This window comes from Photobacterium profundum, assembly GCF_003026285.1.
Lineage (GTDB): Bacteria > Pseudomonadota > Gammaproteobacteria > Enterobacterales > Vibrionaceae > Photobacterium > Photobacterium profundum.
Genome location: NZ_PYOD01000026.1, coordinates 21,032 through 44,513, shown reverse-complemented (window position 1 = coordinate 44,513; position 23,482 = coordinate 21,032). Strand labels below are relative to the sequence as shown.

Annotated in this window: 24 protein-coding genes and 1 pseudogene; 4 read left to right on the top strand and 21 right to left on the bottom strand. The window is 40.7% G+C overall.

Annotated elements, in window-relative coordinates:
• From C9J48_RS26710 to C9J48_RS26690, 5 genes and pseudogenes are all read right to left on the bottom strand, one after another.
• Nucleotides 1–551: pseudogene (locus tag C9J48_RS26710) on the bottom strand (glutathione S-transferase family protein); the annotation flags it as partial.
• 99 nt (nucleotides 552–650) lie between these two features.
• Nucleotides 651–1,991 (bottom strand): hypothetical protein, encoded by a 1,341-nt coding sequence (locus C9J48_RS26705; RefSeq protein ID WP_006229505.1) that lies wholly within the window; start codon nucleotides 1,989–1,991, stop codon nucleotides 651–653.
• A 132-nt stretch (nucleotides 1,992–2,123) separates the two neighbouring features.
• On the bottom strand, nucleotides 2,124–2,603 hold the full coding sequence (locus tag C9J48_RS26700) for a GNAT family N-acetyltransferase (protein ID WP_006229504.1): 480 nt from the start codon (nucleotides 2,601–2,603) through the stop codon (nucleotides 2,124–2,126).
• 147 nt (nucleotides 2,604–2,750) lie between these two features.
• Nucleotides 2,751–3,308, bottom strand: a complete 558-nt coding sequence (locus C9J48_RS26695) for a hypothetical protein (protein WP_006229503.1) — start codon at nucleotides 3,306–3,308, stop codon at nucleotides 2,751–2,753.
• A 126-nt stretch (nucleotides 3,309–3,434) separates the two neighbouring features.
• Complete coding sequence (locus C9J48_RS26690) at nucleotides 3,435–4,250, bottom strand: hypothetical protein (protein ID WP_131541632.1); 816 nt, start codon at nucleotides 4,248–4,250, stop codon at nucleotides 3,435–3,437.
• A 211-nt stretch (nucleotides 4,251–4,461) separates the two neighbouring features.
• Here C9J48_RS26690 and C9J48_RS26685 point away from each other — a divergent pair, with 211 nt between their 5' ends.
• Nucleotides 4,462–5,592 (top strand): ISAs1-like element ISPpr10 family transposase, encoded by a 1,131-nt coding sequence (locus tag C9J48_RS26685; protein ID WP_006229500.1) that lies wholly within the window; start codon nucleotides 4,462–4,464, stop codon nucleotides 5,590–5,592.
• 304 nt (nucleotides 5,593–5,896) lie between these two features.
• Here the strand turns inward: C9J48_RS26685 and C9J48_RS26680 are convergent, their stop codons facing one another.
• The 9 genes from C9J48_RS26680 to C9J48_RS26640 all read right to left on the bottom strand — a co-directional run bounded on the left by C9J48_RS26680 (nucleotide 5,897) and on the right by C9J48_RS26640 (nucleotide 12,940).
• A complete protein-coding gene (locus tag C9J48_RS26680) occupies nucleotides 5,897–6,796 on the bottom strand; it encodes a metal ABC transporter substrate-binding protein (RefSeq protein WP_006229499.1) in 900 nt (299 codons plus the stop codon).
• A gap of 6 nt (nucleotides 6,797–6,802) precedes the next feature.
• Entirely contained in the window at nucleotides 6,803–7,678 is an 876-nt protein-coding gene (locus C9J48_RS26675) for a metal ABC transporter permease (protein WP_006229498.1), read from the bottom strand.
• Nucleotides 7,678–8,439, bottom strand: a complete 762-nt coding sequence (locus tag C9J48_RS26670; protein WP_181320843.1) for a metal ABC transporter ATP-binding protein — start codon at nucleotides 8,437–8,439, stop codon at nucleotides 7,678–7,680. Before C9J48_RS26670 ends, C9J48_RS26675 begins: the two co-directional genes overlap by 1 nt.
• Entirely contained in the window at nucleotides 8,439–9,398 is a 960-nt protein-coding gene (locus tag C9J48_RS26665) for a metal ABC transporter solute-binding protein, Zn/Mn family (RefSeq protein ID WP_006229495.1), read from the bottom strand. Before C9J48_RS26665 ends, C9J48_RS26670 begins: the two co-directional genes overlap by 1 nt.
• 67 nt (nucleotides 9,399–9,465) lie before the next feature.
• The gene (locus tag C9J48_RS26660; protein ID WP_006229494.1) at nucleotides 9,466–10,056 is read right to left on the bottom strand and encodes a DUF6162 family protein; all 591 of its coding nucleotides are present in this window, start codon (nucleotides 10,054–10,056) and stop codon (nucleotides 9,466–9,468) included.
• A complete protein-coding gene (locus C9J48_RS26655) occupies nucleotides 10,053–10,385 on the bottom strand; it encodes a hypothetical protein (protein ID WP_006229493.1) in 333 nt (110 codons plus the stop codon). Before C9J48_RS26655 ends, C9J48_RS26660 begins: the two co-directional genes overlap by 4 nt.
• Nucleotides 10,386–10,788: 403 nt before the next feature.
• Nucleotides 10,789–11,625 carry a DUF4198 domain-containing protein gene (locus C9J48_RS26650; protein ID WP_006229492.1) on the bottom strand — a complete coding sequence of 279 codons (837 nt, stop codon included), beginning with the start codon at nucleotides 11,623–11,625 and terminating at the stop codon, nucleotides 10,789–10,791.
• A gap of 109 nt (nucleotides 11,626–11,734) precedes the next feature.
• Nucleotides 11,735–12,271 (bottom strand): DUF2271 domain-containing protein, encoded by a 537-nt coding sequence (locus C9J48_RS26645; RefSeq protein WP_006229491.1) that lies wholly within the window; start codon nucleotides 12,269–12,271, stop codon nucleotides 11,735–11,737.
• A gap of 42 nt (nucleotides 12,272–12,313) precedes the next feature.
• On the bottom strand, nucleotides 12,314–12,940 hold the full coding sequence (locus tag C9J48_RS26640) for a PepSY-associated TM helix domain-containing protein (RefSeq protein WP_036802981.1): 627 nt from the start codon (nucleotides 12,938–12,940) through the stop codon (nucleotides 12,314–12,316).
• A gap of 324 nt (nucleotides 12,941–13,264) precedes the next feature.
• On the opposite strand from C9J48_RS26640, the gene C9J48_RS27750 reads away from it, so the two are divergent.
• The 3 genes from C9J48_RS27750 (at nucleotide 13,265) to C9J48_RS26630 (ending at nucleotide 15,758) form a co-directional block, all read left to right on the top strand.
• Complete coding sequence (locus C9J48_RS27750) at nucleotides 13,265–13,675, top strand: hypothetical protein (RefSeq protein ID WP_131541631.1); 411 nt, start codon at nucleotides 13,265–13,267, stop codon at nucleotides 13,673–13,675.
• Between the two features lie 246 nt (nucleotides 13,676–13,921).
• Nucleotides 13,922–15,013 carry a calcium:cation antiporter gene (locus C9J48_RS26635; protein WP_006229488.1) on the top strand — a complete coding sequence of 364 codons (1,092 nt, stop codon included), beginning with the start codon at nucleotides 13,922–13,924 and terminating at the stop codon, nucleotides 15,011–15,013.
• Nucleotides 15,014–15,104: 91 nt separating this feature from the next.
• Nucleotides 15,105–15,758, top strand: coding sequence for a DedA family protein (locus tag C9J48_RS26630; RefSeq protein ID WP_006229487.1), 654 nt, complete (start codon nucleotides 15,105–15,107; stop codon nucleotides 15,756–15,758).
• A 64-nt stretch (nucleotides 15,759–15,822) separates the two neighbouring features.
• On the opposite strand, the gene C9J48_RS26625 is transcribed toward C9J48_RS26630, so the two are convergent.
• From C9J48_RS26625 to C9J48_RS26595, 7 genes are all read right to left on the bottom strand, one after another.
• On the bottom strand, nucleotides 15,823–16,989 hold the full coding sequence (locus C9J48_RS26625) for a tetratricopeptide repeat protein (RefSeq protein WP_036802979.1): 1,167 nt from the start codon (nucleotides 16,987–16,989) through the stop codon (nucleotides 15,823–15,825).
• Nucleotides 16,990–16,994: 5 nt separating this feature from the next.
• Entirely contained in the window at nucleotides 16,995–17,609 is a 615-nt protein-coding gene (locus C9J48_RS26620) for an energy transducer TonB (protein WP_036802977.1), read from the bottom strand.
• 68 nt (nucleotides 17,610–17,677) lie between these two features.
• Nucleotides 17,678–18,082: an ExbD/TolR family protein gene (locus C9J48_RS26615; RefSeq protein ID WP_006229483.1), complete on the bottom strand. Its 405-nt coding sequence runs from the start codon at nucleotides 18,080–18,082 to the stop codon at nucleotides 17,678–17,680.
• The gene (locus C9J48_RS26610) at nucleotides 18,079–18,612 is read right to left on the bottom strand and encodes a MotA/TolQ/ExbB proton channel family protein (RefSeq protein WP_006229482.1); all 534 of its coding nucleotides are present in this window, start codon (nucleotides 18,610–18,612) and stop codon (nucleotides 18,079–18,081) included. The genes C9J48_RS26615 and C9J48_RS26610 overlap by 4 nt, the downstream gene beginning before the upstream one ends.
• The gene (locus tag C9J48_RS26605; protein WP_006229481.1) at nucleotides 18,612–19,961 is read right to left on the bottom strand and encodes a MotA/TolQ/ExbB proton channel family protein; all 1,350 of its coding nucleotides are present in this window, start codon (nucleotides 19,959–19,961) and stop codon (nucleotides 18,612–18,614) included. The genes C9J48_RS26610 and C9J48_RS26605 overlap by 1 nt, the downstream gene beginning before the upstream one ends.
• Nucleotides 19,962–19,963: 2 nt before the next feature.
• The gene (locus C9J48_RS26600; protein ID WP_036802647.1) at nucleotides 19,964–20,746 is read right to left on the bottom strand and encodes a DUF3450 domain-containing protein; all 783 of its coding nucleotides are present in this window, start codon (nucleotides 20,744–20,746) and stop codon (nucleotides 19,964–19,966) included.
• 118 nt (nucleotides 20,747–20,864) lie between these two features.
• Nucleotides 20,865–22,964: a TonB-dependent siderophore receptor gene (locus C9J48_RS26595; protein WP_006229479.1), complete on the bottom strand. Its 2,100-nt coding sequence runs from the start codon at nucleotides 22,962–22,964 to the stop codon at nucleotides 20,865–20,867.
• Between the last annotated feature and the right edge of the window lie 518 nt (nucleotides 22,965–23,482).

Here is a 23,482-nt window from a genome sequence, read left to right as displayed (position 1 = left end):
TTTAAATATTTATCGTAATCTTCTAGTCTAACCGCGCCGTGTTGACATGATTTCTTATAAATTGAAGCAACAAAAATATCAGCGACTGAGAAACTGCTACCAATAGCAAAGTTCGAGGTATTCCACAGTTTAGGGGACAATTTAGTTAAGCATTGTACGATCCAAGAACCTCGAAATTCCCGTTTTTCATTTTCAGTTAACTCAGGACGAAAGGCTTTTAATACAGTTCTATTTTGAGGAGCGTGAATACTCGAATTTACATATTCACATACTTCACGTATAGCAGCCCTTTCTGCCCAAGTTTGCCCAAAAAGCGCTCTTTTAGGGTAAAGTTCTTCTAAACACTCAATTATTGCCATTGATTCACTTATTAAAATGCCATCAATTGAAATAGTAGGAACATAACCAAATGGATTAATTTTAAGGTAAGTCGTTGATAGTTCATTACTCGGAACTTCCATTCGTTTATATGGAAGTGATTTATAATTGAGAGCTCATTCCACTCGCTCCGAACTATTTGATCCAACTGCACTATAAAGAATGATATCCATAATACTGCTCCTTAAAAATATAACGCCGAACATAAGTTGCGCCACGGTAAAACCACCAAATACACTAAACTCCAGACCAAAACCGCGGAGTAAAATGCGTCAACTTGATGTTTTTGTTAGCTCAGTGCAGTACCGATTGCTCCCAAAATGTAAAGCTAACTCATTTTGATATTTCTTTGCAACAGAGAAACCATGAATAGGCTGAAGCAAACTTTTAAGCTCTTCAGTTGACCTACCAGTAAGATATGAACCTCGATAGACAACTAATGAGGAAACGTCTGAATATGATGATGCTGTACCAAGTAAAATATTTAGCTTAACCATGCGTGCTAACTCTTCTTGATACATAAAAAACTTACGTAAATGTGTATTGTTTACTTGCTGTTTTTCAGAGCTATGAACAGTCAGTACTTCATCAATCATTCGATTTAATCGACTTCTAGCCTCAATTGCATTATTCATGACTTCTAGCCATTCATTCTCTTCATTAGTCAATAAAAGTAAAAAGAACAGAGTACGTGCCTTATTATAATCAATAAATCCAGGCCACATTATGTCATCTCCACAAGCTAAGTGTGCCCGTTCAAATTGCTCACATGCTGACTTAAAGTACATAATTGCATCTTCTTTATTTGATGGTGACATCAAACCTATTTTTTTACGTACTAATTTCACACCTTCGATAGAAAGAGCATCAATACCCTTTAGACCTAGAGACTCATTAATTAAGAACATTCCTTTCTTATTGTAATATAAACCTAGATAATTATGGTATATGGTCTTAGTAACTGGGTTACGAAGTATTGGCCCTTTTACATGAAGTAAATCTGCGTGAATATTGAAGCTTTTATCAGCGACAAAGCTTTGATATGAAATTACTGATTTAAATAACTTTATCGTTTCAGTAATTTGTATTGAATTTCCCTTACTAACTGCATGTAAAATTCCACGACGACGTTCCATCTCTGACAGAATAGAGCCCATACGTTTTCTATATGCTTCTTTATCAATATCACTAGCATTAAACACTGCCGGAAAGAACACGATAAGGTCAACCATATATTGAAGAGTATCGGCAAATAAAACAGCCGTATCAGATTCTCTCTTTAGCTTAAGTTCTATGGACTTGAATAACTCTTTTTCTAAAGTTTTTTCATCATGACACTGAAAGCGTCTAACTAATTCAGGAACTGAAATTACATAATTTTCATTATCTAGTATATTTCCGTCCATTTTACTTATGTTATTTACACTATCTATCGATGTATAAGTTCTAACCGCAATAAAAAGAGCTAATACAGCGATACAGAACCCAACTATAGATATCGTAAAATTGAGTAAATCCTTGCCTTCTTTTATATAGTAAATCCAAATAGCAAATGCCGATGACAAAGCAACAAGAGCGGCAATCACAACATAAATAATTCTTATTGCTCTCATTTATATACCTCCATGTTAAATTTATTAGAGCTAACGTCTAACATAAGTTGCACTACGGCTAACTCACCAAGCACACTGAACTCCACACCAAAACTGCGAAGTAAAACGTGTCAACTTGATGTTTTGTTATGTTTAGATCGTAAAAGCCAAGTAGTACTCGTTTTCATTGAAGTCTGACATTGACTCGACGACTTGGAAGCCTGACTTCTCATAAGCTCTAATAGCACTTTCATTATTTCTATAAACAATAAGATTAAGTGCGGCTACTTTAAGTCGTGTAGAAGCGTACTTTTTAGCGAGTGAAAGTAAATTCACACCAAGGCCTATACCACGATAATCTGAATCAACGTACATTTGGATAATTTCGGCGGTTTTAGTCGATTGAGTTACAACACCACATAAACCGACTAACTTGCTTCCATGAAATGCACCTAACATGATGTTTTCTTGACTACTATCTTCAATTAACCTTTCAAAGTAGAGCTTAGGAAGCTTAACCTGTTCTGTGTAGCCTGAACCAAAACATTCTGGATGCAACTTGAGACTTTCTAGACGTACCTGACGATATTGAAAACTATCTTCAGGCATCAATGCCCTATATTGAATTTCCATACTTCCCTTTATAAACATAACGCCTGCAATAAGGTGCCCTTAGCTAAACCAGCAAAGCGCACAGAACTCGATACCAAAACCGCCGAGTGTAACGGGTCACCTTGATTGCCTTGTTAGCTGGCCCGATTATGATAAAGCTGATTTTGTTCATACTTCGTAGTGCTTTGCTATCAAGAATCGAACTACACCTCCAAAAAAAAGAATAATGAAAACAATAGTAAAGCCGCTTTTCAATATCGTAAATATACTTGATAACATAACCACTATTTCTGACACATCTGGAAATGATTTAATCATTGATATAATTAAAATATTTTCACTATAGTCAAATAGCCCCACAGATATAGGAACAATCGAAAGGTTCTGAACCTTAGGTACGTCAGTGGGTACTTTTTGATATAGCCAAGTTAACAACAGTGAACAAGTGACAGCAAATAACCCTGGATATATAAAGTCCAATGGTAGTTGAGTTTTCAGATATTCAGCTCTACCATCAGAACCTAGTGCTTCAAGTAATGAAACCGCGTAATCCAGCGAATATCCTCCAGGGGATAAGTCAAAGAGCACCATATCGGGCGCAAAAGAAACGACAACTGGAATGGTGTAAAGAAGCATTGTCAAATATACCAAGGTTGTTAGTATAAATAATACCAACACCACTTTCCCCGTTGCGTACTTCTTAAGTAAACATTCAATTCTTTCCATGGCTATTGTTACTCCAGAATTAAATTAGGACAGCTAACGCTAGCCATAAGTTGCCCGCCCCATAATCCAAGCAGACCACCGTAAACACACAAGCCAATTCATACCAAAAATGCCGCGTGTAAAGGGTCAACTTGATGGCCTTGTTAGACCATATAATTTGAAATCAAAATTCTCATAATTTCGTGCGGTTGAGTTTATATAATTATCTTCACCAGTATAAGCAAAAACATGGTAGTCAAATACATAGCCAGTTGGGAATTTATTTATATACTTTGATATATTTATTTGATTAGTCTTCAATTTTGGGATATCAGGCCAACCTATGATGTAACGTTCATCTTCATCGATATCTTGTTTCTTCGCTGTTATATGCAAGCCATAATATTCAGCGTTATCTACTGACGCCCATTTAAGTAAAACTTCACCTTCAGCATCAAATATAGCATTAGTTGTATACTTCTCTATAGGGGTCAAAAATTCAAACTCTAACCCTTCCCTATTATCTGTCTCGTTAACAAATATTTTTTCAATATACTGAGTTGAATTGGCTGATAAGACTTTTCCACTTAATACATCATTTGCCACGGCGATATCAAACTCGTAGCCATTTATTGAATAACTCCCAAATGGAACATTTACTGTATATAAACCATTTTCATCAGTTTCAACCCACTGAGAAAAAGCTTCCATATTCAAAAATAGTCTTAGCTTCAGGCCACTCAAAGGCCGACCATCAAGCAATGCAATCCCAGATATACGCCCAGTGCCGCCCATAATCGTCGCAGCCCCCTTTCCTCTATCACCAAGATAAATTGTTCCTATGCTTCGATAATAACTGCTAGCACCGTGATATATTGGCTTATCTTCTATTGGGTTTGAAGTTTTATCCATTAGTTCTATTTCAGATTCTTTGCTAAAACCACCTAGAAACAAACCACTCAATATTAGAACTAACGATACACCTGACAAGACGCCCAAAATATATGACAGGGCAAGATCATGAAGAACCCTTATTATGAAAGGGCTCAGCCGCTGTTGAAATTTAATTAAAACTACCGTTTACTGCACAAAACTGCAATCCCAATTAGGATCAATTTGACGATCTATACCAGCTGTGATCATATACTTATCTTTCGGTATATGGATATCATTCATGAACGGACTTAGCCTTTTGGATCATATTTCAATAATCAAAGACCCACGGCAACAGTGGAAAATAGAACACAAATTGACAGACATTATATTTTTGTCGATTGTCGCTGTTATTGGTGGTGCTGATGGTTGGGAAGAAATACAAGATTTTGGTGAAGACCACCTTGGTTGGCTCAAGCAATATGGTGATTTTGAGAGTGGCATTCCCGTCCATGACACTATTGCTAGAGTGATGGGGATGATATCAGCCAAACAGATGCAAAAGTGCTTTGCTCTGTGGATGGATGACTGTCACCAAGCGACTGACGGTGATGTCATTGCGATTGATGGTAAAACTCTGCGTGGCACTTATGACAAAGGAAGGCGTCAAGGCGCAATCCACATGGTGAGTGCTTTTAGTGCTGCAAATCAAGTGGTTATTGGGCAGGTCAAAACATCAGAGAAATCGAATGAAATCACTGCTATACCTGAGCTTCTGAAGCTACTCGACATACGTGGATGCCTTGTCACTATTGATGCGATGGGCTGTCAGCGTGATATAGCTAAGGCCATAGTTGGCAAAGGTGCAGATTATTTATTGGCGGTAAAAGGTAATCAAAAGCGCTTAGAGAAAGCCTTTAATGACTACTTTAGGATGGAGATGCTGCAAAACTTCGAAGGAAGCTCATACAGTACTCAGGAAGAAGGGCATGGTCGTAAAGAAACCCGCGTAGCGTTAATTAATGAAGATTTATCGGTACTGGGTGATATTGCTTATGATTGGCCAGAATTAAAAGTAATGGGTATCGTTGCATCTATTAGGCAAGTTGGAGATATTCCCGCAGAGGACATATCGATTCGATATTACATTAGCTCTAAGAAACTAGATGCAAAAACGTTGCTTGAATCCAGCCGCTCACATTGGTCGATTGAAGTTCAATTGCATTGGAAACTGGATGTTGGCATGAATGAAGATGCATGCAGAATAAGGCGAGATGAAGCGGGTGAAAACTTTGCTGCAATTCGTCATATTGCATTAAATCTATTAAATGCAGATAAAACCTTTAAAGCGGGTTTAAAAAGAAAGCGAACACGGGCAGGTAGAAATAATAGCTACCTATCTGGAGTCCTTATGGGGCAAGGAGCTTCGTAATCTAGCCCTGGGTCTACATCATAGTGGTGTGATCAGCCCATTAGACCGATAATTTTCCATGCTACCGCCCATAAAGTATAGAAAACCAGACTCATCACGTTTTGTTGTATAACTTCACATACCATAACAAATATCTATGCAACGACCTATAAAACATTATGATAAAGAACAAAAATCATTAAGTAGATCAAGGTATTGGTTATAACAACGAATATTTTTGATGGGGTATAAACTAAAAAACCCATTATCTTAATGCATTAACATTGATAATGGGCTTTAAATACGCACTGTTTAGATTAATGAGCTACAGCTTTAGTTCCCAGCGCTCAAGTGGGTTACTAGGTGTAATGCCCTTTCCTCCCCAACGATCTACGCTATCAATCACCATGATTCGCTCTGGATTAGAGACGATTTTTTGCAGCTGCTTACTCACTTTTTTAGAGGTTAACAGCCATAGAGTTTCATCTTCATTCATTAGTGTGATAAGTGTTTGCTTATCATTTTCAGTCCATTCAAGCTCTGGCTTTGTAAGCCGCTCAACAACAAACAACTGATTACCCGATGCGAAATCTTCTAGCTCTTCAGATAATAAAACAACAGAATCGATTTCTTTTTCGATAAGTACTTGCTGCTGCTTGTTGATTAACTGACGAACAGCAATCATTAACTGCTGCTGATTTTTCTCGATAATTTTAGCTTGCTGTGGCCAAACACGTTGTAAGTCTTGGCTTACGATCGCGGTCATTCTCGTTAGGTTAGCTGGGTTCAACCATACAAATAATGACATACGCCCATCATCAAAACGTAATGCAGCAACACCCTGCGCCCTTGGCGAAATTGCCTGCGATGCATCGATTTCAATTAAGCCGATGTTGCCTTGCCTTGCATGAACAAACAATGCATCTTGTGGCCAAATAGCCCCAAGCGTAATTGCTACTGTTGCTTTCTCACCAGCTTTCACTGTTGATGCAGCACCTTTGCCATTAAACCAATTAGGTAAGCGAGAAACACCATAACGTTTTGGCGGTAAATAACGCGTGGTTATTTCTGTGCCTTTGGTTAATTCAGTCGCCAACATATACGTAACGGGCGTTGCCGTTAATATATCGTCTGCTTTCACAATCGTAGAGGTCAAAAGAGTACCTACAGCAAAAAGCGAGACAGTTGTTTTGATTAAGTGATTTTTTATTGGAATGTTAAACACGTTAAGTTATCCCTTGCGAACGATGCGGTAACAGGTTGCAATTAAAAAGAAGAAAGCCGACACAATAATAATTGCCGCACCAGAAGGAACAGGTAGTTTTAATTCCATTGGTAATACAGTACCGATTAAGCAACTTATCGTGGCCAATAAGGCAGACATCAATACGAAACTGCCCATATTTTTCGTTAACAATCGTGCTGTTGCTCCGGGGATCAATAACAGAGCCCCCACTAATACAGCACCCACAATTTTTACTGACGCAATGGTTACTAATGTAATCATCATCACAAACAGATAGTCATAAAAGTTAGTGGCATATCCACGTACTCGGGCAATATCAGGGCTAATACAAGTCAGTAAAATGCGGTTAAACGTTGGAATTAATACCAAGACGATTAGCGCACAACTTACCGCCAATATCAGCAAGTCATAGTCAGTCACAGTAAGTATTGAGCCAAACAGTACATTCTCAAGCATGTGGATATTAATCTTGCGTGCTACATACATCAGTAGTGCGGCACCAACCGCCAATGCCAATGCCAAAAATACACCAACCAGAGTATCGTATGGCACATTGGTACGGTTTCGTACGAAATGCAGTAACAGAGCGAAGATCATACAAAAGCAAAACAAGCCAATAATAGGATTTTCTGGTGGTTCACCCAGTAATACACCCAATGCAATACCAGTTAATGCAGCATGCCCTACTGCTTCTGAAAAGAAGGCTAAACGCTTGGCGATAACAAGCGTGCCTAACCCACCAAGCAGCGGGCCCAACAATAAAGCAGCAACAACAGCATTCACCATGAATGAATAGGAAAAGCTGTCGCTAAGCCAGCCCGCATCAACACCCAGTTGAGCCCATAAACGGATATATTCCATTACGCGACCTCCTTCTGGTTTTCTTTAACTGATTCGGATTCAGCCATTGGTGCAGGCTGAATACTGTAGTGATTGAACAAACGCTCGATTTTCTCTGGTACTAATACTTCAGCAACCGAACCGCTATCAACTAGGTGGCGATTCACAACATGCACATGTCCATCTAAGCGACGAACAGCGCTTACATCATGATGCACTGCTAGAATTGTTTTGTTCTCTTTCACTAATTCATGGATCAAACCTTCAAGGTAACGCACACCTTGTTCATCCATACCAGTTGTTGGTTCATCTAAAACCAGTAAATCAGGGTTATCTAATAATGCTTGGGCAAATAGCACACGTTGTTGCTCACCACCCGAAAGTTGCCCCATGCGACGTTCGGCACGGCTTGCCATGCCCACGCGATCAAGTTGCACTAAGGCATAATCTTGTTCTTTCTTGCGTTTACGCCAAAACAGAGGGTTACGACTTTGGTTAAGCAGAATAAAATCCATTACCGTAAAAGGTAAACTTGATTCAAACGTCGCTTTCTGCGGAACATACCCAATCGTGCCTTTTTGTTTTGGCCATTCAATTTGAATATCACCACTAAACGGGGTTAGACCAAGAATAGAGCGTAACAATGATGTTTTACCACCACCATTAGGCCCCATTACAACATGGCACTGACCCGCTTGAAGCTGATGGGTAATTCCCTGCAAAATCACATTGTCGCCATATTTCAGACCAACATTGTTTAAACGAATACTTGGACCCACAATCAGTTTCCTTGCTTCGTTGCGGCAAATTTCATTGCTTCAACCAATGTTGTTAAATTCTCTTTCATTTCAATGGCAACTTTATCGTTTTCATATTCTCCATGCGTCATGTGAGAAAAACGATATAGTTGAACACCCGTTGCCTCTTCAATGGTTTCTACGTATCGATTAGGCATATTCAATTCGTAGAAAAGAACATCGATACCGGATGCACGAATTTTCTCAATGGTGCCTTGTAGCTGGCTTGCACTCGGCTCGACACCATGTGCAGGCTCAATCACTGTCGCGACATCGACACCAAACTCTTGCAGAATATAACCATAGGCATTATGTGTTGTGGCTACTTTCATACCTGCAGTATCAAGATCACCCAAGGTCAACATCGCTTCACGTTTCATCATGCGAAACTGCGTTGCATAAGTGCGGGCATTTTTACGATATGTACGTGCATTATCTGGGTCAATTTTCGCCAGTTCACTGGCAATGGTGTAAACCTTTTGAATGGTTGTCGAAAGGCCAACAAACGTATGGGGATTTACAGCGCCGTCTCCCACCGATTCACCCAGTGCAGGCAATAGCGGTACATCTTTATTGGCTTCGATTACGATAAGATCATCACGATTGGCTGCTTTTATCACTTTAAGAGCAAAATCATCATGACCAATGCCGTTAACGACAATCACATCCATCTGCTTTAAACGGCGCAAGTCATTCGGCTGTGGTAAATAGTTATGAGGGTTAAAACCAGCATCAACTAATGGCAGCACATTCGCTTTATCACCCACCACCGCTTTAACGTAGCTATAGTAAGGTTGAAGTGTAATACCAATGGTCAGCTTATCGTTGCCTTGGTTATTCGAAGAATCCGTAATGGCATTCTGAGTAGAATCTTGCGCATGTACAAGGCTTGCACCTACAACTAAAATAACGGTCGTTGCCGCTTTAATAAATTTGGAGATCATGAGTAACTACCGTATTTCTTAAAAATAAAAGAACATATGTGATTCACTGAAAACAAAAGGCATGTTGTTAATGCGCTTTTTCACCTTGATGGTTCGCTGTATCTGCATTTGCAAAAACAACCTGCTTCCAACCAGCATTCATTAACCACGCTTTGTCTAATTGACTATCATCAGACATGAAAGGCTTCGCTGTTCTTGAAAGATTCAGCCAAATATCAGGCTCTGCCTGAGCCGTATGTAAAATGGTCGATACCGTGCCAGAATCCAGTTCAGGAATGCCTTGATAAAATGCAGGTGCTACTTTGATCCAGGCATGTTTGCCTTTTCGTTCCCAGCTTTTATCTTTAATAAAAGGCGCAATCCACAAGGCTTCAAGCTCTGAAATGTCAGCCCATATTTCACGATTTTCAAAATCAATACCATCTTGATAAATGTTGCGAATTTCTTCATGCGCTAACCGTAGTTCAGCGATCATCGCTAATGATTCGGTATCGAGATCTTTAATCGAAATTTGATAACTTTTTACAGCTTGCTGAGCTATTGCCGCCTGGTGATAAGGTAACAATAAGGTCGCAACAGCGAGGATCAATGCAATGGATAACGCTATCCATTTACCCTCTCGACCGCCATCATCACTGCGTACCGTTTGAATGATCATTTTTCTGAAATCTCGACAACATCCACTTCAACAGGGTTTTCGTGCCCAGCATCAAAAACTAAATAGAAATCTGACTCTGGCTTGGTAAATTCAGCAATAGAACGCTTATCCGTCGTCACTTTCGCCACCAAGTTATCATCGTAATCATACATGTTGACGTCATAATCGATTGCTTTACTCCCGTCACTATAGCCCGCTTCACAAGCGACTTTGTCGCCTTCAAACCAACATGTCATTAAAGGGAAATGGGCACTTGCCGTAGACGAAAAAAGGACAGATAAAGACAGTGCAGAGAAAGATAAAAGTGACAGACCGATGTGTTTTTTCATGTAAACCTCAACAACGTTATAAACAATCTATTAATCGCTATAACGATTGTTATAAATACGTTTTATATATCTACCCAAACTACCTCAAGATGCAGGATTCAGAGTGCTCTCAGCGTATTTAATTCAAGGAAAATGTGTGTAGGAATGGCATTCCCTTTCAAACACATTTGACACAGAAATAGATACGCTGAATCACTCCCGAAGGGCGAGTTTTGTTGGGCTCTATGCGGTGTTACTTATTTTCAACGTAGAACTACTAGGTCTATAAATAAGTGCCTTGCCTAGAGCCCAACAAATTCTCGCTGAAACGAGCATCTTGAGGTAACTTGGATATAGCATTGATACAAAATATACAACCTAGCTTGGCGCACCTGTACGCTAGCTAGGTTATAAATAAACAGAATTACTTCAGCATGGCTTCAAACGTAAAGTGAACATTCACGCTTGCAGTATCTGCTAATGGGTTATTCTTCAACTCACCTTTATAGTTCGCTTTCATCAAATAGCGACCTGCAACATCTGGTGTAAAGGTTACTTTGCCTTTGCTATCGCTGATCACATCGATCTGTTCTTGTTGATTACGGTATAACGTACCTTCGCGTGTGATTTCTGCTGTTACACCCTGCTGAGGTTCACCATTAAAGTAAAACTGGAAGCTAACATCTTCACCTTCAACAATATCTGAAGGGTGTGTAATAGGCAGTAATTCAAGGTACTTACCATCCATTTCTAATGCTTTGTCAGTTGGTTTACCTACGGTTATGTAACTTTCTGCACGCGTAAAGCTAAGTTGAGTAACCACATCACGTGATTTTTCTGGCAATAATGTATCGCGTTCTGCTTTATTAGCTGGTGCCCATTTCACGGTATCGCGGCGGCCTGCTTTGTATTGTGTGTAGTAGCTTGGCACATTGTTAATTTGAACTTTGTGTGTGCCTTCTTCTTCAAAATAGAAATCAAAGATTGAGCGACGTTTTCCGCGAATAACAAAGTTAGGACGCTCTTTACGACCATCAGGCATTACTACTTGCGCCGATTCACTACCTGCAGGCTTATCAAACACAAACGTACCGTGTGACGCTGTAACGTCAAACGTTAGCCAATCACCACCTTCTTTCGACACTGTAAAGTGTGAAGGTAATACCCAGCGAGGGTGTGCATTCGCAGTTGCAGTAGCCGCTAAACCAGCAACAACAGTACAAGCCATGGTTAACGCTTTAAGCTTTTTATTAGTAAGCATTATGTTTTCTCTAATTCATTAATTTGATAATCACGTAAGCAACTTTTATCGAGTCCCTTACTTAAATTGCTTGTTACGGAAAATTTGAGTACGGTAAATAAAAAATGAGTTAACGCACTTTATAACTAATCGAGATATCGCCAGTTTCTTCTGTTGGCGTAATCTTATGAACAAATGCGGTATCGCTTAATTGCAGCTTCTGACGTAAATAGTTTCGACCACCATGTTCACGAACAACTTCAGCATAAAAGGTATAGTCACCCTGCTCTACACGGTTACCTTGGTCATCTAAACCATCCCATACAAAGCGATATTCACCAGCAGGACGGGTTGCCGATGTAACTGCATCAACCAGTTCACGATCATAACGACCCACTTTTCGCCACCAGCTGCGTAAATCCTTTAGCCACTCGTCTTTACCCACCCATAACTCAACGGTTCGTACTGATTTACGGTTCGCATCTTCAATCCATATCGCAACGTATGGTCGGGCGTACATGGCGGTATCTATTTTAGGAAGCTCAAACTCAACCTCTATCTTTGCATTTTCAGGAATAGGGGCAGCTTGTATAACAAGGGGGAATACCAAAGCAAATGCTGCTATAAGCCGACTTTTTTTAATTCTTTGAGAAAAAACAGATGACATAACAAACCTTTTAAAATCATTACCAAATTACGTTTTTTGATATTAAGGAACAGCAACAAAGAAAATCAGCAACGATATAATTGAGCCAAACAACGTCCATTTAATGGCGGTATTGAACGTCTTCTTCTTTGGCACAAGTAAGCACACGCCTGTAAGCACAAAAAGCACCATCAATAACGCAGTAATATCGATAAACCACTTCCACACATCACCGCTATTTCGCCCCTTATGAAGGTCGTTAAGAACGGCAACCAATCCATAATGTGATTTCTCGACAACCGCCTCTCTTGCTAACATGTCGATAAATACAGCAACGTTATAACCTGGCCCTTTATAGTCCATAGAGATCTCACCTTCGATCAGCTCTCCATCTTCTATTTCAGTGAAAACTTGCAGCGCAGAGGGCTTACCAGATAGCTGAGCATGCTTAGTTAGGTAGTCAACAATCGCAGATTCATTAGGTACAAATGGACCTTTTGCGGACTGGAATAAATCAGCAGGTATTGAAAGTACCTGTTCACTACTATCAGGTTCACTTTTCACGAAAATTTCAGGACGATTTAGCGTTATTCCTGTCACAGAGAAAAACAGCACAACTAATAGCAAAGCCATCGAAATGTAAATATGTAGGCGACGAGCCCAAACCTGAACGGCTTTATTTTTTAACATCGTTTTATTATTTGATGACATGTAAACAGCTGTATCGTGACGTTGTATATTGAGTGCACACAGCTTAATTGATAATCGTTTTCATTGGCATTCAATTTACATTATTTACTTTGGCGGGAAATATCGGTCAAACGTCATTGTGTTCTGCCCATCCATGACCTATCAATGCAATATCCTGTAACACATAAGCCCTGTCGCAGTATTCTCTATAATAGAGTGAGTGTTTATACTGATTCGACATTTACACATAAATGGTACCAATACTTGTTGAGTCGTTGCTTTACGTTCCTATTTGCGCTTACTGTGTCGCTATGTTCCTACATAGTGATAGCGCAGGAGTATCCAACATCCGGCAATCGAGTATTAGACTTATCGCAACAGCAACAAATGTTCATTCTTAAGTCCGACGATCAACCTTGCCATTACGCACAAAGTAATATCATCACTCAGGAAGACGAACGTTCTATTTCTAATGATGGCAACAATGCCTTTATTCTAAATGCGTTAAGGCGCGTAATTAGCCACGACCATCGCGCAACCCTTGGTGTTAAGCCCGAATATCACCTGCTGGTCGCATTTTTTCCCCCTCCACTACTTCAATTAGCGGTTAAGGCGATCTCTGTTCCAGATGCAATCAATCACTGGACAAGCCATACCTTTTATCCCTCTTCCCGTTTAGCAGGTTGGAAGGAAGGGAACGTACTCTACGCCCACAATCATTCACGTTTGTCCTAACTCTCTACGCCCCATTATCAGGGCATGAAACTTATTGCGTCATTTTTCTATTACGTCTGAAGCTTGCCTTCTAGATGTTAGGATCGCACGCCATAACTTCTCATTCTTTATTAGAGAGACAGTTCAAGTGAAAAAATTAACAAAGCACCACCTCATCAATCACAACGCTAAATGGCAATGCGCAGTGCTAAAACACAATGCCACAGAAATGACATTAAGAGCCTTCGCTAAAGAAGAGGCACGCCGATGACAACGTTCTTAAAAGGTGAATTTTTACTAATTTTAGGTTTTATTTCTGTGGCTATTTTTAAGCTCGGGGGTGACCACGTTCTAAAGACGAATATTGCCTCGCTACAGGGAATATTTGCCACTATCGCCCTCTTCTTCGTGGTGATTACGGCAATTTTTGCAGTGGTTAGACACTCAGATGCGCTAGCAATAAAATTGGGCGACCCGTATGGAACACTCATTCTTACGCTATCCGTCATATCCCTAGAAGTAGTGATGATTTCTTCTGTCATGCTAACTGGAGAATCGAACCCCGTTTTGGCAAGAGACACCATGCTTGCTGTTGTCATGACAGTTCTAAACGGATTAGTTGGGATAACCCTTCTTATTGGCGGCCTGAGATACCACACCCAAAAATACAATGTAGAGGGCCTTAAATCTTATCTCGTCGCGATCGTTCCGCTTTCTTTGTTATGTCTTGTTCTGCCCAACTTCACTTCATCAGACAACGTTGGTTCAATGTCTTCCGCAATGACATGGACATTAGTCTTAGCTTCAATAGTACTGTATGGCGTATTTCTTTTTATTCAAACAAGAAGCCATACCCATTTCTTCCTTGATGAAGAAAACCTTGATGATCACGACCACCACGGGCCACTCGGCAGTACCTTCTTCCACGTATTCCTACTGATAGGCTACTTGCTGATTGTGATCCTATTAGCAAAAAGCTTGGCAATTCCGATCGACAGTACCATTAATGAATTTAAGGCTCCGCAAGCTTTAGGAGGACTTGTTGTCGCGCTACTTATATTGGCACCTGAAGCCGTAGGGGCGCTAAAGGCCGCACTGAACAATCAGCTGCAGCGCGCAATGAACCTTTACTTTGGTTCAGTGCTCGCAACCATTGCACTAACGGTACCAGCGGTACTTCTGATCTCGAGTATTATTGCTGAGCCCCTGCACCTAGGTTTAGAGCCAGCAGAGATGGTGCTGCTCTGCGCCACATTACTTATGTCCAGTATTAGCTTTAGTAGCGGTCGAACCAACTCCTTAAATGGCGTCACGCACCTTATCTTGTTTGTCGCCTACATCATTTTGATCTTTGAATAAAGCATCGCTCTTAAACACATTCAGTTGGCTCAATTTCTCTTAGCAGACACTGAGCCAGCTATTAACTTAATAACAGAGGGTGGATTTGTACATGCAGGAAATTTTATTAGCCATTTGGCATCACGACTTTGAAACATTACAGCAAGTAAGTTCTTTAAAATGGTTTGTCTTACTGCTCGCTTTAGTGTTGTATCTCGAATCCAGTTTTGTTTTCTTGCCACTGCCAGGAGACAGCCTCATGCTCTTTGCTGGGGGAATGATTGGGCTGGGAATTCTCGATTTTTACTCTACCGCAACCATACTGTGTATCGCCGCTTCTACCGGAAGTTTTTGTGCTTATTTACAAGGGCGAATATTACACAAAACCCCTTTCATTTTATATTTAGAGCGTATTCTTCCCGATAACTCACTCCCCAAAGCAAGGCATTTACTCAATCGTTATGGTTTTTTGTCACTCTTTATATCTCGTTTCATTCCTTTCGTCAGAGTCTTAACACCAATGTTAATGGGCATTGCAAAATTAAGCGTTTGGCGAACAGCCATCATTAGTGCCAGTAGTTCTTTTATTTGGTGTTTAGTACTATTACTTACAGGTAAGTGGATTATGCTTAGCCCTATCTTTAGTGACTACCAAGAGACATTATCGAAAGGGTTTGTCGTTGCCACTTTCTCTCTTATGCTTATTGCCATTAGTGGCGTTATCTACCGATTAATAACAAATAAAAAAAGTAATCAGATAGCTTAAAACTAAAACGGCAACCATAAGGCTGCCGTTTTATTTTCATATTACTCAGTAGAATGGTAACGCTTTAGCTTTGCATGTTACGAATCTGACTCAGGTATTTAACCCAACTTTTCGATGCCGAAGATGGAGTGATGTTATTCGCTTGTTTCGCATGAATAATCGCCTTATCAAAGTTATCTAACTTGTAATAAGCCCGAACTTTTGCCAATTCAACATCTGCTTGTTTATCTTTACGTTTAACCCGTTCTAATTCTGTTAAGGCTTTATGGTAATGCCCTTCTTGTAACAATAACTGCGCGAGCTCCCAGCGATATTTAGCGTTTAGCTGTGCTGCTTTCGACCACACCGCTATTGCCTTATCCCACTCTTTTGCCACCTGCCAATACATTGCTTGATCAGACAGTAATTTGGCATCACTGTCTGCATTTTCTAGTTCATTGATGATCAGCGCAGCACGTTCTGGAATACCTCGTTGAGCATAAAGCTGAGCCAATGTTTTCAAATCTTGCTGACGTAACGCCACGCCTTGATGTTTGGCTAATGTCAATGTATCTAATGCATCGTTAGAGCGCCCAATACGCAATTGAATTCCCGCTAACTGCTGCCACCAAACTGTTTTATTGGGCTCAAGTAAAATCAAAGCATTTAAAGTCGGAATCGACGCTTTCCATTTTTTGAGTTGTAATTGAGCCCCAAGTTTAATAGTCAGAGGCTGCACTTCAGCTTTTTTGCTAAATACATCGTAGCGTTTCAATGCAGATAGTACTTTAGGCCATTGCTCAATTTGATAATGTGTTTGCGCAATACGAAGCCATAGTTCATCCGCCTTTTGGGATTCAGGTATTGCATGAGTGAGCGCGTAGTAATGCGGTAAAGCGGTTTTAAACGCCTCTTCAGATAACAAAATATCGGCAAGCATGCGTTGAGTTACCCATGCTTGCTCATCGGCTAATAGTTTACTGTTAACTGCCAATGTAAGATTCTGAATAGCTTTGTTTGTATTACCTTTCTGCCAATAGAAAATACCCAGCATTCGATTAACAAACGCCTTATCATAAGCTCGGCTAGGGTTTAAATCAGCCAATACAGCGATGGCTTCATTCAGTTTTTCTTCTTGCTGTAAATTATGAGCACGTTGTACCTTGCCGGCTGTAAATTGAGACAGCTCTTCAGCACTGGCATTAACTGGCATGCACAGCATTAAGGTGAGGGCAATAACGACTTTCTTCATCTTGATCATTGGCTTATCTTAAACTCCAATCTGACCGTCTGTCCGACTTGTGCGATTGATTTACCATCAACGACTTTTGGTTGATACTTCCATTTACGCAGGGCTCGAACAGCTTCTTTTTCAAACAACCTTCGCGGTTTAGCATCAAGTACATCAATCGATATCGGACGCCCTTGTGGATCAATCGTAAACGACAAAACAACATAACCTTCTGCTTTTTGCTTCATTGCCCGTGCAGGGTAACGTGGCTCAACACGGTATAAAGGCATCGCTTGTTGATTAGCACCAAAATCAGAAAACGTTGGCAAATTAATGGATAACCCCGTAACCGCAGTGTCTAGCCCTAAATTAGGCATTGAAGGCGTGGGCGTTGATGCAGCTGATTGCGCACTTTTAGGTACAGCCTCAGGTGGCGGCTCTGGGGTTTCAGGTTTTTCTGGCATTGTTCGATGACGGCGCTGCGCATCTTGTTCCTGTTCAACCATCACCATATCAAATGCGAGGCTTTGGCTTTGCTCTGGTGATCGTTGATGCCCGTTATCGACCATCCACGCCATAAACGTAAATAAACCTAAGGCAACAAACATCGAAATAGGCAATGCTAATACTAAGCGAAAGATTGATGTTTGAAAAAATCCAGTTTGAAATGCCGAAAATGATGCCTTAGTTGGTGCTGATACGACGGCCATTAACGTTTCTCCGCTGCCAGTGCGATATTTTTCACACCTGCCCCTTTTGCGGCATCCATCACCTTAACCACAGTACCGTTATACGCATGTTCATCGGCTTGAATCACCAATGATGCTTCTGGTTGCTCAAGCAATAGATGCTCTAATACTGCTTGTACGCGTTCGGCATCAACAACACGCTTATCAATAAAAATGTCATTCGCTGATGTAACCGCAACAAAAATACCCGCATCTTTCTGGCTTACCACATTACTAGCTTGCGGACGGTTCACTTCTACGCCTGATTCGCGCACAAATGAACTCGTTACAATAAAGAATATAAGCATGATGAAAACAATATCGAGCATTGAAGTCATATCAATTTGTGCTTCTTCACGGGCTGAAGATGGGCGGCTTAATCTCATTGCTGACTCCTTAATAATTTTTCTAACTTCAATTCACGCCAATAACAGGCTTTTGCCAAACGCGCATGAACAAACATCCCCGCTAACGCTGCTACCATTCCCGCCATTGTTGGCAAGGTAGCCAATGAAATACCCGATGCCATTAAACGTGGTTGGCTGCTGCCCTGTGTTGCCATTACATCAAAGACTGAAATCATACCTGTTACCGTGCCTAACAAACCAAGCATTGGGCAAATCGCCACCAGCACTTTTATCAAGTTCAAATTTTGGTTCAGTGCAGTATGGGCTTCATTCAACCAACCACTACGAATAGCATGAGCATACCAAGAGGTTTGATCATCACGCAGCTGCCATTTTTCTAGCCACACCCTTTTCTGTTTAGGATAATAACAATATAGGAATATGACTCGCTCGACGACTAACAACCAGCACAGTACTACTACGGCAGCTAACCATAATAAAATAGGGCCACCTTGATCCATGAAGTGTGATAGCGAAAACCACCACGCTTCAAAAAGACTTGATTCCATTACGCTGCGCTTCCTACTTTTTCAGCTTGCTCTGCAACTAAACTAATACCCTGCTTTTCAAGGATATTACGTACAGCATCAGCTTGAGTGCTCAGAATATTGTGTGCAAGTAACAATGGCATAGCAGATATAAGACCAAGCACCGTTGTCACCAATGCCGTTGAAATACCACCAGCCATCACTTTCGGGTCACCATTACCAAATTGAGTAATTACTTGGAACGTTTCAATCATGCCGGTAACTGTACCTAACAAACCTAACATTGGTGCTAATGCCGCCAATAGCTTCAACATAGACAACCCTTTTTCGATCTCTTGTTGTTCATCGACTATGGCTTCAAGAAGGCGTAATTCCAATGCTTCGACACTGCGTGGCTGTTCTTTTTTATTTACGCCAAGGCTATACACTTTTAATATGCGACCTAATGGGTTATTACCCGGTTCATTGGGTCTTTTTAACTGCGCTTTTATTTGCTGGCGAATAATGAAAAGTTTCGACCCACGGAATAAAGTGATAATGGCACCAATCACCAGTAACCCTAAAATTACTTTACCCACAACTCCACCGTGTTCTAGGCGATCTTTCAATTCTGGTGCATTCGCTAACTGTTCAAGCATCATGCCACGTGAGGGATCGACCACAACTGACATAATACCTACTTGCGATATCGACGCTAAACCCGATAAAACCGGACCATTTGCAGGCTGTTTCAAATACGGCTTAGCGACAATGCGATCACCATTCCATGCTAAATAACCTTGTTCACCAATCAGACCCATGCTACCTAGACGATAGGCATTGATGTTAGCTTGATGGCCATCAGCATTAATGAACGGTACAGAAACGGATGCCAACTGTGCACTTGCCTCAATTTGCTCAACCATACCTAACCATAAACCGTTAAGCTGAACCATCGATGGCAGTGCTTTAGCATCGACTATTTGATCAACAACAGGCGCATATTTAGCACGATCAACCACGGTTACCGATGTCTCAAGCTCTTGACTTAAATCTTTAGCCGCTTGTCGAACCACACCAAACAACTCGCCTAAACTGCCCGTTTCTAAACGCAATTGTTCTTCTAGCGTCGCTAGATTATTTTCATTCTTACTGAATGTTTGACTTAGTTGGTCGGTTTCAGTTTGCAACTGAACACGCTGTTTGATCAAAGCATCACGCTGGGCGCGAATAGATTGTTCTGTTTGCTTAAAACCCGATTCCCGTTGCACATTATGCGCACCTTGAATCCGTTGAGCTTCTTGCGTGCTATCCACTAATGTTGAAGTGGCTGATGCTGTAAAAGGCAAGCTGAACAAACATAATGCGGCAACTAACGTTTTCATATTCATTGTTACTTACTCTCTTCGTTAGTTGATGCGGCCAGTTTTACAGATACAGGTAAAGTAATAAGGCTTGGTGATGTTTGTTTACTTGCGATAGCGAAGGCTTTATCTATTGAAGAGGAATCACTGTTACTGAGTTCCTGCCACTGGCGTTGCTGTTCATTCCATGCCCAGTAGTGTGTACCATCAAGGCTACGCGCCACTAATGAAACCCGACCTAAGTGAAGTAAATCAGCTTCAATGCTTTGCTGATCCGACAAAGCAATTTGACCTTGATACACACCCAGCTTAGTGCCGTAATCCATCTCGATTTGATACGCTTCCAAAATACGGCGATACTTTTCAGCATCACTAATATCAGCTTTACCCATCATCAATTCTAACTTGGCGATACGCGCTAAACGTTGCTGATGTTTAATGGGTTTATCTTGGGCAACAATCGTCTTTAACCCTTCGATCATGTTATACATCAGCGGTACAACACCTTGGCGGGTTTCTTTTATACCTTGAATTTGCTGGTTTAAGCTTGCAGATTCTTGTTTTTGGTTATCAACCAAGCGCGCTAAATGATCATGATAAACAGCCAGATTTTTGACCTCTTCCTGTAACTGCTCTATTTCAGCTTTCATCGTGAGTGCAGCTTCAGCACTACGATCAACTTTTTGCTGGCTATAAGAAGAGGTTAAATTCGTTTTTTTTTCAATTGCACGAGCAGCATCAAGGTTATTAGCATGAACACCCGCAGTAATGCTGAGTGCTAAGAATGCCAAAGTAGGTTTCATTATGTTCATAGCGTTCATCAATAATTGTATAAAGAATAAAAATAAAAAAGCACTCTAAGTCGAGTGAGTATTAAAAAGAAAAAATTGAAAAAGGGGAAAGCGTTAACTTTCCCCTTATGTCATTTAACTAGTAACGGAACTGAAGCGTTGCCATGTAGTTACGACCTTCGCCAAGCACGGTCTTTGTTTGACTACCACCCGCTAGGTATTCTTTGTCAAATATGTTTTCAACATTGAATCGAGCAATAATGTCTAGATTCTCATCATACTTAACGGTATGTGCAACACCCGCATCGAAGCGTGTATAAGCATCTTTTTTGTATGTGTTCTTCTCATCACCAAAGCGCTCACCTACATAGATAGCACCTAAGTTCACATCGGTGTTATTTTCAAACGAGTAACGTGTCCACACGTTAGCAGAGAACTCAGGAACATCAGCGGGACGGTTACCATCGATAGAAGAATCAAATTCGTCTTGAATTTCAGCATCTAAGTACATCATCGAACCGCTTAACGAGAAGGCTTCTGTTACGTAACCCATAGTGCTTAATTCAGCACCACGGTGAACTTGTTTACCAGCTTGTGTTGTCTCACTTTCGAAGTCAGGATTCCCATTAATATCTTGAGAAATCACTTTGTTTTCTTGAGTAATTTCAAACACAGCGCCCGATACGAACAGCTGGTTGTCCATTAATTCCCACTTAGAACCTAACTCGTATAAACGGCCTTTAACAGGGTCTAACGCTTTACCGTTATTGATGTCTTGATCATCATTAATCGGATCTTTTGGTTCAAAGCTTTCAGAGTACGTTAGGTATATCGAACCATTCGAGGCTGGGTGATAAATCACACCAGCTTTAGGCAAGATGTTGTTGTACGTGTCTGTATCATTTTCTTCACGGTCGAAACGTAAACCAGCAAGCACTTGCCATTGGTCGTTGAACGTAATCATATCTTGTACGTAAATACCGTATGAATCACGCTCGGTCGCATCGCCTTTTTTACCATTGCGGTAATCAAGACCAGAAGGCTTCTCTAGTGGTTGCCCTACTGTCGCCGTTTGGCCTTTAATGGATTGACTTTGTGTCGAGTAGTAATAGCCCAACCAGTTTGCACCAACCAGCATTTGGTGGCTTACACCCAATGCATCAAACTCACCCACTAAATCGATGTAAGCGGTATCAAACTGCCAATTATCCCAACGATCGTAGCCTTGGTACTCATAAGTACCTGTTGCCGCGTTATACGTATCGGGTTTAGAGAAGCTTTCGGTATCATGACGTTCGAAGTCTTGATGGTTGTAACCACCTTTAATGCTCCATACGCTTGATAGTGTTGCTGCCACATCGAAGCCAACGTTTTCTACGTCATTTTCAATGTTTGACCATTGTGCATCCCAAATAAAATCACGGCCAAGCACTGGCTTGCCATCAACGATGTAAGCACCAGAATCAACGCTACCGTTATCATTCGTTTTATCGTAATGGAAAGACACAGTCACATCGTCGTTTACATCGTAATCAACAAATAGACCACCTACAAAACGTTCAGTCGAAGGCGTGCTGCCATCGCTGTATGAACGCCATGAGTCATAACTTTGCTTAGAAACAATGGCACGTGCACGTAATGTTTGCGCATCATTTAATGAACCACTCACATCAGCAATGGTACGAGATTCATTATTTGAACCAATATCTTGGCTTACATGTACTTGTGTCTCATACGTCGGCTTTTTAGACACCATGTTCACAAGGCCGCCTGGTGCAGATTTACCGTAAAGCAAACCGGCTGGGCCTTTTAATACTTCAACACGTTCTAATAATTCAATTGGTTGGCGGTAATGAGACCAATGCTGTTTACCGTCTCGTAAGAAGCTACTGCCACTGTCGAGAGAGAAACCACGTAGCGAGAAGCTCTCGCGATTTCGACTTACACCGCCAGCTGAAATACTGGAATCATTCTTCAGTACGTCACCTAATGTGCTTGCACGTTGTTCATCGATAAGCTGCTCATCGATAACAGTAACTTGCCCCGGAGTTTCTAGTTGTGTCGCTTCTACACGCATCGCTGTCGAGTTGGTATCAACTTTAAAGCCGTAATCTCGACCAGTAACAACCATATGTTCATCTGTTTCTGAGGCTGTGTTTTGAACTTCGTTTTGTGCTTGAACAACTGGCGCAGCTAAAATTGCACCAATTAATAAAGTCAGATGACTTTTAAAAAACATATTCCGTTATCTCCAAATATTTCAATGAGGTATTCAATTTCTCTTAGTGAACTTAAGTTCGTTATATTTATTGAGAAACTAAATGAATGACCCATTGCTGCCGTTACCGGCGACCACTGCTAAATTCGGAGTGGAATATAAGTGATAATTGTTAGCATTTGCATTTAATTTACAATATTTACATTCGTAAAGTTATGTAAATACCATGATTTTGGCTAGGAAGGCATAAGAGCGGAAAGACGTCTAAAGGGCTATACAGTCAATTTTACGTCAGAGAAATCCATTTAAAACAAAAACTTGAAAAAACTGATTGTTATTAGGTACGTAAAAGGAGTGTTAATTATCATTCGTTTTGCGAAAAACTGGACGGAGAAAAGCGGATTTTTTAATTTTTGATACTAAATGTGAAGAGCTTACATAACCCCTCCCTCTTTACTTACAACTTAAGTAAAGAGACTTATCAAAGTCGGCCAGCGAAGAGCTCAGTTGGCAGAGATCAACTCTGACACACCTCTGGA

What these genes read in the sequence shown, in the direction of transcription:
- C9J48_RS26705 (WP_006229505.1), bottom strand. Translation starts at nt 1,991, where the DNA reads ATGAGAGCAATAAGAATTATTTATGTTGTGATTGCCGCTCTTGTTGCT.
- C9J48_RS26700 (WP_006229504.1), bottom strand. Translation starts at nt 2,603, where the DNA reads ATGGAAATTCAATATAGGGCATTGATGCCTGAAGATAGTTTTCAATAT.
- C9J48_RS26695 (WP_006229503.1), bottom strand. Translation starts at nt 3,308, where the DNA reads ATGGAAAGAATTGAATGTTTACTTAAGAAGTACGCAACGGGGAAAGTG.
- C9J48_RS26685 (WP_006229500.1), top strand. Translation starts at nt 4,462, where the DNA reads ATGAACGGACTTAGCCTTTTGGATCATATTTCAATAATCAAAGACCCA.
- C9J48_RS26675 (WP_006229498.1), bottom strand. Translation starts at nt 7,678, where the DNA reads ATGGAATATATCCGTTTATGGGCTCAACTGGGTGTTGATGCGGGCTGG.
- C9J48_RS26665 (WP_006229495.1), bottom strand. Translation starts at nt 9,398, where the DNA reads ATGATCTCCAAATTTATTAAAGCGGCAACGACCGTTATTTTAGTTGTA.
- C9J48_RS26660 (WP_006229494.1), bottom strand. Translation starts at nt 10,056, where the DNA reads ATGATCATTCAAACGGTACGCAGTGATGATGGCGGTCGAGAGGGTAAA.
- C9J48_RS26655 (WP_006229493.1), bottom strand. Translation starts at nt 10,385, where the DNA reads ATGAAAAAACACATCGGTCTGTCACTTTTATCTTTCTCTGCACTGTCT.
- C9J48_RS26650 (WP_006229492.1), bottom strand. Translation starts at nt 11,625, where the DNA reads ATGCTTACTAATAAAAAGCTTAAAGCGTTAACCATGGCTTGTACTGTT.
- C9J48_RS26645 (WP_006229491.1), bottom strand. Translation starts at nt 12,271, where the DNA reads ATGTCATCTGTTTTTTCTCAAAGAATTAAAAAAAGTCGGCTTATAGCA.
- C9J48_RS26640 (WP_036802981.1), bottom strand. Translation starts at nt 12,940, where the DNA reads ATGTTAAAAAATAAAGCCGTTCAGGTTTGGGCTCGTCGCCTACATATT.
- C9J48_RS26635 (WP_006229488.1), top strand. Translation starts at nt 13,922, where the DNA reads ATGACAACGTTCTTAAAAGGTGAATTTTTACTAATTTTAGGTTTTATT.
- C9J48_RS26630 (WP_006229487.1), top strand. Translation starts at nt 15,105, where the DNA reads ATGCAGGAAATTTTATTAGCCATTTGGCATCACGACTTTGAAACATTA.
- C9J48_RS26625 (WP_036802979.1), bottom strand. Translation starts at nt 16,989, where the DNA reads ATGAAGAAAGTCGTTATTGCCCTCACCTTAATGCTGTGCATGCCAGTT.
- C9J48_RS26615 (WP_006229483.1), bottom strand. Translation starts at nt 18,082, where the DNA reads ATGAGATTAAGCCGCCCATCTTCAGCCCGTGAAGAAGCACAAATTGAT.
- C9J48_RS26610 (WP_006229482.1), bottom strand. Translation starts at nt 18,612, where the DNA reads ATGGAATCAAGTCTTTTTGAAGCGTGGTGGTTTTCGCTATCACACTTC.
- C9J48_RS26605 (WP_006229481.1), bottom strand. Translation starts at nt 19,961, where the DNA reads ATGAATATGAAAACGTTAGTTGCCGCATTATGTTTGTTCAGCTTGCCT.
- C9J48_RS26600 (WP_036802647.1), bottom strand. Translation starts at nt 20,746, where the DNA reads ATGAACATAATGAAACCTACTTTGGCATTCTTAGCACTCAGCATTACT.
- C9J48_RS26595 (WP_006229479.1), bottom strand. Translation starts at nt 22,964, where the DNA reads ATGTTTTTTAAAAGTCATCTGACTTTATTAATTGGTGCAATTTTAGCT.